An 8412-nucleotide genomic window follows, 5' to 3' on the forward strand; every position below is an offset into this window, starting at 1 on the left:
TAAAACCTTGAATCAACGCCGAGGCGCTGGTGCCGCTCCAATAAGGAAATTGGGGGGCGGTTACTTCAGAGTAGCTGATCCCGCGCACCTGATTGCGACCAACCGGCTTGAACAATCCGCTGGACCGCAGGTCGCTGACGATGACGTCGCTGATCTTGCCTCCCAGTTCCGTAGTATTGCCTGCCGGCGTGTTCACGCTTTGCGGCGTAGGCAGACCGGGAACCGCAATGACCAACTCCTCCGATCCGCTATTGTCGACATCAACAGTCAGTTGGGCGTGCGCGGTTGCGGTCATTCCCAGGCAGGCGATGATGCCAAGGACCAATGTTCGGATATAGGGGGCGGCGGAATGCATAAGTGGTCTCCTAGACACCAAGATACAGGACAGGTTCGATAACCTTCCATTCGTCATAAAATTTTTCCGGGAATGTCGTGAAAGGTGCAGCAAGCTGCACCGCAGCAATGGCGCGTTCCTGATGGACATCGACTTGCGACCGGTTGCTCGGTGTAATGCCGGTTGTTGTCGCCGTCGGTCTGCCGATGATCCGGCCATTGCTATCAAGACGTGCCGTGACCTTGGTGCGGAGAAGCTCGGCATCGGCACCTGTCGGTGGACGCCACTTCTGTTTGATCAACCGGTACAACTCGCGTTCCAGCGAGGCAACAGCTGCAGGAGAAGCCTTTTCCGCCGCGATATTCTGGTTCCGGCTGACAGAAGGCGCGTCGGTGACACCTTTCAGGAAATCATCGCCCAATCGCGAACCCCGCGGTTTTGGCTGTGGTTTTGGCGTGGACCTGGCGGTGGTGCTGGCCGGTTTGTCCGGCCGCCGGCGTGGTTCCCGGGATACTGGAGCCGGCGCGACCGCAGGTTTCGGTCTGGCTTCGGTTTTCGGTGGTTCGGGTAACGGCTCCGCCGTGACAAAGCTGCTTTCTTCAGGCGCACCAAGTTCTGGTGCCACGCTGGTCGCCGGGGTGACTTTGGCCGGATCGGGAGCCGCGCTTTCGAGTCCCACCTCATCGGCAATCATCACCTCGATCGGCTTGTTGCGAAACGCGTCATTGGTTGTGTTGAGGATGCTGAGTGAAAGCACGCCAAACAGGGCCACATGACCCGCAGCCGCTATTCCCAAGCCAATTTTTTCAGCTTTCTCCATATCAGCGGTCCACTATTATGGTGTCTCGGATGAACCTGTAGTGACCAGCGAAACCCGGTTCAGTCCGGCGCGATTGAGTTCGCCCATCACGCCCATGATCAATCCGTAATCGAGCGTTTTGTCTCCGCGCAGCATGATCTGGCGCGGATCTTCCGGATTCTGATCGGCTGCAATATTGCGCAACCGGGTCTCCAGCGCACCTCGGCTGAGCTCTTCGTCTTCGATAAACACCCGGCCTTCGCTATCGATCGAAATCTGCACCGGTTCCTGCTCCTGTTCCAACGCGTTGGCGCGGCTTTCGGGCAGGTCGACGGGCACGCCCGCAACAAGCAACGGCGCCGTCACCATGAAAATGATCAGCAATACCAGCATTACATCGACAAAGGGGGTGACGTTGATCTCGGCCATCGGAGCACGCCCGCGACTACCGCCACGCCGCCCGATTCCGGATCCCATATTCATTCCCATGCTCAGTCTCCAAGCTCCAGTTCGCGGCTGAGCGTTGCATGGAAGCCTTCGGCAAAGCGGCCCATGCGGGCCTCCAGCTTGTTGAGGCGATGCGAGAAGCGGTTATAGGCGATAACCGCCGGAATGGCCGCAAACAGACCGATTGCCGTGGCGAACAGGGCTTCGGCGATGCCGGGCGCAACCACCGCCAGCGAACTATTCTGTTCCGCGGCAATCGCCGAGAAGCTGCGCATGATTCCCCAAACCGTACCGAACAGACCGACAAAGGGAGCGACACTGCCGACCGTGGCAAGGAAATTCAACCGGTCTGCAATCCGGTCCACTTCCTGGGCTATCGTCGCGTTCATTGCGCTGGCCAGGCGCTGACGGGTGCCTTCACGGTCGACGGGCCCCCTCGCGGTCGAACGGCGCCATTCCTTGACACCGGCTGCCAGGACCTTCGCGCTGGGCAGGCTGGACTTGCCATGTTGGTCAAAAAACCGGTCGATATTTTCGGCTTTGGAGAATGCCTGTTCGAATTTGTCGGATTTGCGCGCGATTTGCGCGATGTTCATGCCAAAGCTGACAATGATCGTCCACGTCCACACGCTGGCGAGTAGCAGCCCGACCATCACCGTCTTGACGACAATATCGGCTTCCAGAAAGAGCATGAATGGCGAGAAACTGCCGGTTGTCGCTCCGAGGGAAAGTTGGTCTAGCAAATTCTGATATCCTTCATTTCATATCCGCCTGTTCCATGACGCTAGCGAATGACTTTGTCCACGATTTCGGTTGCCGTCTGGGCCGTCCGGCAGGGGTAAGAAAAGCGGCGTGAACAGATGCTGACGTAATCTGGTCCGAACCGCGCATGATTGTCTGATCGATAATGACGCTGGCGGCCCGGAGAGTCTCGACGGTGCTGATCACGACCAGATCGTCATCCAGCTTGGCAGGCGAGAGATATTTCATGGTGAGGTCAACCACCGCATAGACGCCTTCGCCGTTCTCATAGGCCGCATTCTGGTCCATATCTAGCTGACGGAGCATGTCTGAACGGGCGCGCTCCATATAGCGCAGATAATTGGCATGATAGACGATTCCGGAAAAGTCGGTGTCTTCGAAATAGACACGGCAGGCGAAATAATGCTTCCCGCTTACAAAGCGTCCGTCATGCGGGCGAATATCTGGAGGAATGGTCACAATATCACAATAGCCTCGTGTCAGTGCGGGGGGAAGCCGGAAAACCAAGCCCGTTTTTCCGTTCGGCGTAAATCCGAGTCAAGTGGCCTAGCGCGCGCAACCGATGCACAATGCCGCTGCTGGATCGATCTTCAGCCGGCGAATGGCAATCGGTTCCCCGCATTCCGCGCACCAGCCATATTCATCCTGCTCGATCCGCTTCAGGGCCATTTCGATCCGCGCGATATCACTGGTCCGCCGCCGCGCTTCGGCATGAGCCATTTCCTGCTGCTGCATCGCGTCCATCCGGGACAGCCGGCCCACGCTTTGCTGGTCGAGCTCGACCGTATTTCGCCAGCTTGCCGCTTCCAGATCAAGCGCCTTCAACTCCGCTTGCTTCTCGATCAGGCTTCGATGCAGAGTTTTGGTTTGCGCCGGTGAAATTTCCTCCGCCATGATTATTTTTGCGGCGTCAGATAATCCAGCGCCGCTGCCGTCATCGCTTCGGTTCCCAGCGTGACGGATTCGCGCGGGGCAATCTTGAAAAATGGCGAGTGATGCGAGGGCACCGGCGCGCCGCCGGCTTTTTCGCGATCAAAATCGGCCTGCGGCGTCCCGCCGACGGAAAAATACACGCCCGGAACATCAGTATTGGGCTGGACAAAATAGGCGAAGTCCTCCGCACCCATGCCTTCGCGGGGTTTGTTGTCGAACACCTGTTCGCCAAAGCGGGCGGCGAAAACACTCTTCACCCGCTGGGTCATTGCCACATCATTATAATTGGCCGGGGTCGATTCCTTCGACACCAGTACCTCCGGCAATCTGTCGTCCGGCAATCCGTTCATCCGGCCGACATTGGTCGCGATGCGTTTGATGCCCTCGAGCAGCTTCGCCCGCGTGTCTTCGTCATCCGAACGGACCGTCAACTGCATCACCGCCTTGTCGGAAATGATATTATGCTTGAAGCCGCTGTGGAACGATCCGACGGTGATCACGCCGGGTTTGAGCGGGTCAATTTCGCGGCTGACAATGGTCTGCAGGTTCATGATGATCTGAGCGCCCATCACGATCGGGTCCTTGCCCCGGTGCGGCCCCGCGCCATGGGCACCGACGCCGTGGACGATGATGTCGACGCTATCGGAAGAGCTGCTTGAAATGCCTTCGCGAACGGAGAGCTTGCCGGTCGGCGTGTCCGCAGAAACGTGAAAGGCCATGGCGAAATCGGGCTTGGGAAAGCGTGAGTAAAGCCCGTCGTCCATCATCAGCTTGGCCCCGCCGATGCGTTCTTCGGCGGGTTGCGCGACCAATACCAATGTGCCGGCCCATTGGTCCTTCATCGCAGACATTTGCCGCGCAGTGCCGATCAGCGAGGTGATATGCACATCATGGCCGCAGGCGTGCATGACCGGCTTTTGCTCGCCGTCGATGCTAATCTGCTTCGCGGTCGACATATAGTCCAGCCCGCTGTCTTCAACGAGTGGCAGGCCGTCCATATCCGCGCGCAGCATCAGGGTCGGGCCTTCACCATTTTTCATAACCGCGACGACACCGGTACCGCCGACTTTCTCGGTAACGGTGAAACCCGCAGCGCGCCATTTCTGGGCGATAATCGCGGCGGTGCGGGTCTCTTTATAGGAAAGTTCGGGATTGCGGTGAAAATCGAGAAACAGGGCTTTGAGCTCCTTGTCATAATCCGCTGCGATGGCAGCAGCCAGATCGGGTGACGTCGAGCTATTTTGTGCCAACACCGGCGCGGTCCAGATCAAGGCGGTTGTCGCAGCCAAGGCCAAAAGATGTTTCATGTTTCTCTCCCTGTATTTTTCTCGCTTATGCAGGACCCAGACGAAATGCGCAAAGCTTGTTACCTTCCGGATCGCGGAAATAGGCGGCATAAAAGGCCATCGGGCCTTCATCACCGCGGACGCCGGGCGCGCCTTCGTCGCTCCCGCCGAGTTCGAGACCCTTGTGATAGAAGCTGTCGACCTGTCCGCGTTCTTTCATCTGCAGCGCGATCATATTGCCATTGCCCGGCTGCGCGGCTTCTCCATTATAGGGTTTGGTCAGCGCAATCGACGGCGTGGTCATGTCAACGCCGTATAGCGTGAAGCCATTCTCCTCGAGTTCCATAAGGCGTTTTGCGCCCAGTTCGCCGAGCAGCGCATCATAATAGGCGTGCGCCTTTTCAAGATCATTGGTGCCGAGCGTTACATATCCGATCATATATTCTCTCCTGATCATCATTCGGGGTGATTGATTCGGTCTTGGCGTGAAACTTATCAGTCGGAAACTTAGATGCAATGACCTGCGAGATCATGTTGCGGTGCCAAAAAAAAGGCAGGAGCTTGTCGCTCCTGCCTCCATATCATTTATTTCCTATATGATCAGGATCATCCGGTCGGACAGCTGCCGATCCGTTTGCCGCTGCTCTTGGAGGATATGTTCATTTTCATACCCGCCGCACCGCCATCCATATTCATGGTCATTTCATAGCTGCTCGGTCCATATTGGCCGTCCATCTTCATCGTCATATCGCCGGGGGTGCCACCCATGTCGCTACAGGACATTTCGGAGGATACGGCGCCGCCGCTCATGTTGAATTTCTTGACCTCGCAATTGGTCTTTTCCTGAGCGGCAAAAAACTGCGCGCCCGGGTTTTTGGCTTCCTCCTCGGTGATGCAGGACTTCGAGGTTGTCACCTTGCCCTTCATTCTGTCCATCACACCGGCGGGCACATTATCGGGCAGGCCCTCGATTTTCACATCCACGATTTCTACGGTATTTTCCCATTCACCGGGCTCGAGCGTGACTTTGTTCATTTCTTCGGCAACTTCGTCCGCGGTGATTTTGCCGTCACCGTCCTTGTCAGCGCCTTTGTCCGCACAGCCGCCTATCAGGCCGAGTATAGCCACTGAAATTAATAATTTTCTCACAAGAATATTCCCTCAATATTGGTGCCCCGGAACCCGCCATAAACCGGTGTGCCTCCGAAGTAAATTTTCTATCGTCCCGATCTCCGGAAAACGCCATTCCGGGGATGACATTGGACCCTTTTTGTTCCATATCGGCGACATGACAGAATTGGTAATCAGAAGAGGCCTGGCGGAGCCGGATACCGGCGAGGATTTCGTCCCGCATAAACCCAATCGCCCCGCCAAATCGGAAGGCGGCAGACCGTTCAAGCTGGTCAGCGATTTTGAGCCGGCCGGTGATCAGCCGGAAGCGATCAAGGAACTGGTCGCCGGGATGCTCGAAGAAGAGCGCGATCAGGTGCTGCTCGGGGTTACCGGATCGGGCAAGACCTTCACCATGGCCAAGATCATCGACGAGCTGCAACGGCCCGCCCTGATACTGGCCCCCAACAAGATACTGGCGGCGCAGCTGTACGGCGAGTTCAAGAGCTTCTTCCCCGACAATGCTGTCGAATATTTCGTTTCCTATTATGACTATTACCAGCCCGAAGCCTATGTCGCGCGGTCTGACACCTATATCGAGAAGGAAAGCTCGGTAAACGAGGCGATTGACCGGATGCGGCACAGCGCGACCCGCTCGCTGCTCGAGCGCGACGACGTGATCATCGTGGCCTCGGTATCCTGTCTCTACGGCATCGGCTCGGTCGAAACCTATTCGGCGATGATATTCGATCTTAAGAAAGACCAATCGGTCGACCAGCGGGATATCATCCGCAAGCTGGTGGCGTTGCAATATAAGCGCAATGATATGGCCTTCGCCCGCGGCACTTTCCGGGTGCGCGGGGACAATCTCGAAATATTCCCGTCGCATTATGAGGATATGGCCTGGCGGATCAGTTTTTTCGGCGACGAGATTGAAGAGATTGTCGAATTTGATCCGCTGACCGGCAAGAAGGGCGCGAGCCTGAACCGGGTCAGGGTCTACGCCAATTCGCACCATGTCACGCCGGGGCCGACGATGAAGCAGGCGATGGAAGCGATCAAATTCGAGCTCGGGGTTCGGCTGAAGGAGCTGGAAGCCGAAGGCAAGCTGATCGAGCATCAGCGGCTGGAACAGCGGACCAATTTCGATCTCGAGATGATCGCGGCGACCGGTAGCTGCGCGGGAATCGAAAATTACTCGCGCTTTCTGACCGGACGTTTGCCGGGTGAACCGCCGCCGACCCTGTTCGAATATTTGCCGGACAATGCTTTGCTGTTCGTCGATGAAAGCCACCAGACGGTCCCGCAAATCGGCGCCATGTCCAAGGGCGACCACCGCCGCAAGATCAACCTGGCGGAATATGGCTTTCGCTTGCCCAGCTGTATCGACAACCGCCCGCTGCGGTTCAACGAGTGGGACGCGATGCGGCCGCAGACGGTGAGCGTGTCCGCGACGCCGGGCAAATGGGAGATGGAGCAGACCGGTGGCGTGTTCAGCGAACAGGTGATCCGTCCCACCGGGCTGATCGACCCGCCGGTGGAGATCAAGCCGGTCGAGGATCAGGTCGACGATGTGATCAACGAATGCCGGAAAGTCGCGGCGCAAGGCTATCGTACGTTGATCACCACGCTGACCAAGCGGATGGCGGAGGATCTTACCGAATTCATGCACGAGGCCGGGATCAAGGTCCGCTATATGCACAGCGATGTCGAGACGCTGGAACGGATCGAGCTGATCCGTGATCTCCGGCTCGGCGTCTATGACGTGCTGGTCGGCATCAACCTGTTGCGCGAAGGGCTAGACATTCCGGAATGCGGCCTCGTCGCGATCCTCGACGCCGACAAGGAAGGTTTTCTGCGCAGTGAAACTTCGCTGATCCAGACGATTGGCCGGGCTGCCCGTAATGTCGATGGACGGGTCATTCTCTATGCCGACCGGATGACCGGATCGATGGAACGCGCGATCAGCGAGACCGACCGCCGTCGTGAAAAGCAGGTCGAATATAATCTCGAACACGGTATCACCCCGCAATCGATCAGGAAGAATATCGGCGACATCATCGCCCATGCCACGGCAAAGGATATGGTCACCGGCGCGGTCACTGACGACGGCAAGCCTCTCGTTGGCCATAATCTCAGAGCGCATATCCAGAGTCTCGAGAAGCAGATGCGCGATGCGGCGGCTGATCTGGAGTTCGAGACCGCCGGCCGTCTGCGCGACGAGATCCGCAAACTGGAGGCGGAAGAGCTGGGCCTGCCAGCCGACCTGCAGTTGGCACAGCCGAAAGGCAGGTCGACAGAGGGACGACCGGGGACGCGGAAAATGGGCTATGGAAAGACGCAACGGAAGATGTAGCAACGCACCCGTTTCGATTAACGACCTGCCTTGATAGACCAACGGCATCCCCGGCGCTTGTGCGAACCCCTCGACCGGTCCATGCTGCTCCCGACATCCTGGGGAGAGAAAATCATGCGTGCATCGATCTTTTTAACATTGGCGACATCTGCATTGGCGATTGGCGCTCCAGTATATGCCGGATCTTCATCCGCTTTGTCGGAGGTGGCGGCAGCAGAAACGGCGCCTGATTTCGCATCAGCGGTGTCGGATCCCGGCCGGGAAGAAGCGGATGTCAAACTGGACGAGGGTCGTAGCCCGGCAGAAGTGCTGGCCTTCATGGGCCTCGAAACCGGAGATACCGTGCTCGATATTTTCGCTGGCGGCGGCTATTATAGTGAAATCA

The 8412-nt window shown here is 57.5% G+C and carries 9 protein-coding genes and 2 pseudogenes; 2 read left to right on the plus strand and 9 right to left on the minus strand.

Annotated features, from left to right (window positions below; genetic code table 11):
* The 9 genes and pseudogenes from tolB to WBM93_RS01130 all read right to left on the minus strand — a co-directional run.
* A pseudogene (gene tolB, locus WBM93_RS01090) lies at positions 1 to 355 on the minus strand (Tol-Pal system protein TolB); the annotation flags it as partial.
* Between the two features lie 10 nt (positions 356 to 365).
* Positions 366 to 1154: a cell envelope biogenesis protein TolA gene (locus tag WBM93_RS01095; RefSeq protein WP_424427302.1), complete on the minus strand. Its 789-nt coding sequence runs from the start codon at positions 1152 to 1154 to the stop codon at positions 366 to 368.
* A 15-nt stretch (positions 1155 to 1169) separates the two neighbouring features.
* Positions 1170 to 1622 carry a protein TolR gene (tolR, locus tag WBM93_RS01100; RefSeq protein ID WP_424427304.1) on the minus strand — a complete coding sequence of 151 codons (453 nt, stop codon included), beginning with the start codon at positions 1620 to 1622 and terminating at the stop codon, positions 1170 to 1172.
* A 2-nt stretch (positions 1623 to 1624) separates the two neighbouring features.
* Positions 1625 to 2272 carry a protein TolQ gene (tolQ, locus tag WBM93_RS01105; RefSeq protein WP_424427315.1) on the minus strand — a complete coding sequence of 216 codons (648 nt, stop codon included), beginning with the start codon at positions 2270 to 2272 and terminating at the stop codon, positions 1625 to 1627.
* Positions 2273 to 2336: 64 nt separating this feature from the next.
* On the minus strand, positions 2337 to 2804 hold the full coding sequence (locus tag WBM93_RS01110) for a YbgC/FadM family acyl-CoA thioesterase (RefSeq protein WP_424427317.1): 468 nt from the start codon (positions 2802 to 2804) through the stop codon (positions 2337 to 2339).
* An 84-nt stretch (positions 2805 to 2888) separates the two neighbouring features.
* The gene (locus tag WBM93_RS01115; protein WP_424427305.1) at positions 2889 to 3236 is read right to left on the minus strand and encodes a TraR/DksA family transcriptional regulator; all 348 of its coding nucleotides are present in this window, start codon (positions 3234 to 3236) and stop codon (positions 2889 to 2891) included.
* 2 nt (positions 3237 to 3238) lie between these two features.
* A complete protein-coding gene (locus WBM93_RS01120; protein ID WP_424427307.1) occupies positions 3239 to 4582 on the minus strand; it encodes an amidohydrolase in 1344 nt (447 codons plus the stop codon).
* 25 nt (positions 4583 to 4607) lie between these two features.
* A complete protein-coding gene (locus tag WBM93_RS01125) occupies positions 4608 to 5000 on the minus strand; it encodes a VOC family protein (RefSeq protein WP_424427309.1) in 393 nt (130 codons plus the stop codon).
* 167 nt (positions 5001 to 5167) lie between these two features.
* Positions 5168 to 5710, minus strand: a complete 543-nt coding sequence (locus tag WBM93_RS01130) for a DUF3617 domain-containing protein (RefSeq protein ID WP_424427311.1) — start codon at positions 5708 to 5710, stop codon at positions 5168 to 5170.
* Between the two features lie 139 nt (positions 5711 to 5849).
* Between WBM93_RS01130 and uvrB the strand changes: the two genes are divergently transcribed.
* Both uvrB and WBM93_RS01140 read left to right on the plus strand, forming a co-directional pair.
* Positions 5850 to 8027, plus strand: a complete 2178-nt coding sequence (uvrB, locus tag WBM93_RS01135; RefSeq protein WP_424427313.1) for an excinuclease ABC subunit UvrB — start codon at positions 5850 to 5852, stop codon at positions 8025 to 8027.
* Between the two features lie 114 nt (positions 8028 to 8141).
* Positions 8142 to 8412: pseudogene (locus tag WBM93_RS01140) on the plus strand (methyltransferase); the annotation flags it as partial.

It is taken from the genome of Parasphingorhabdus sp. (assembly GCF_049667325.1).
Taxonomy (GTDB): domain Bacteria; phylum Pseudomonadota; class Alphaproteobacteria; order Sphingomonadales; family Sphingomonadaceae; genus Parasphingorhabdus.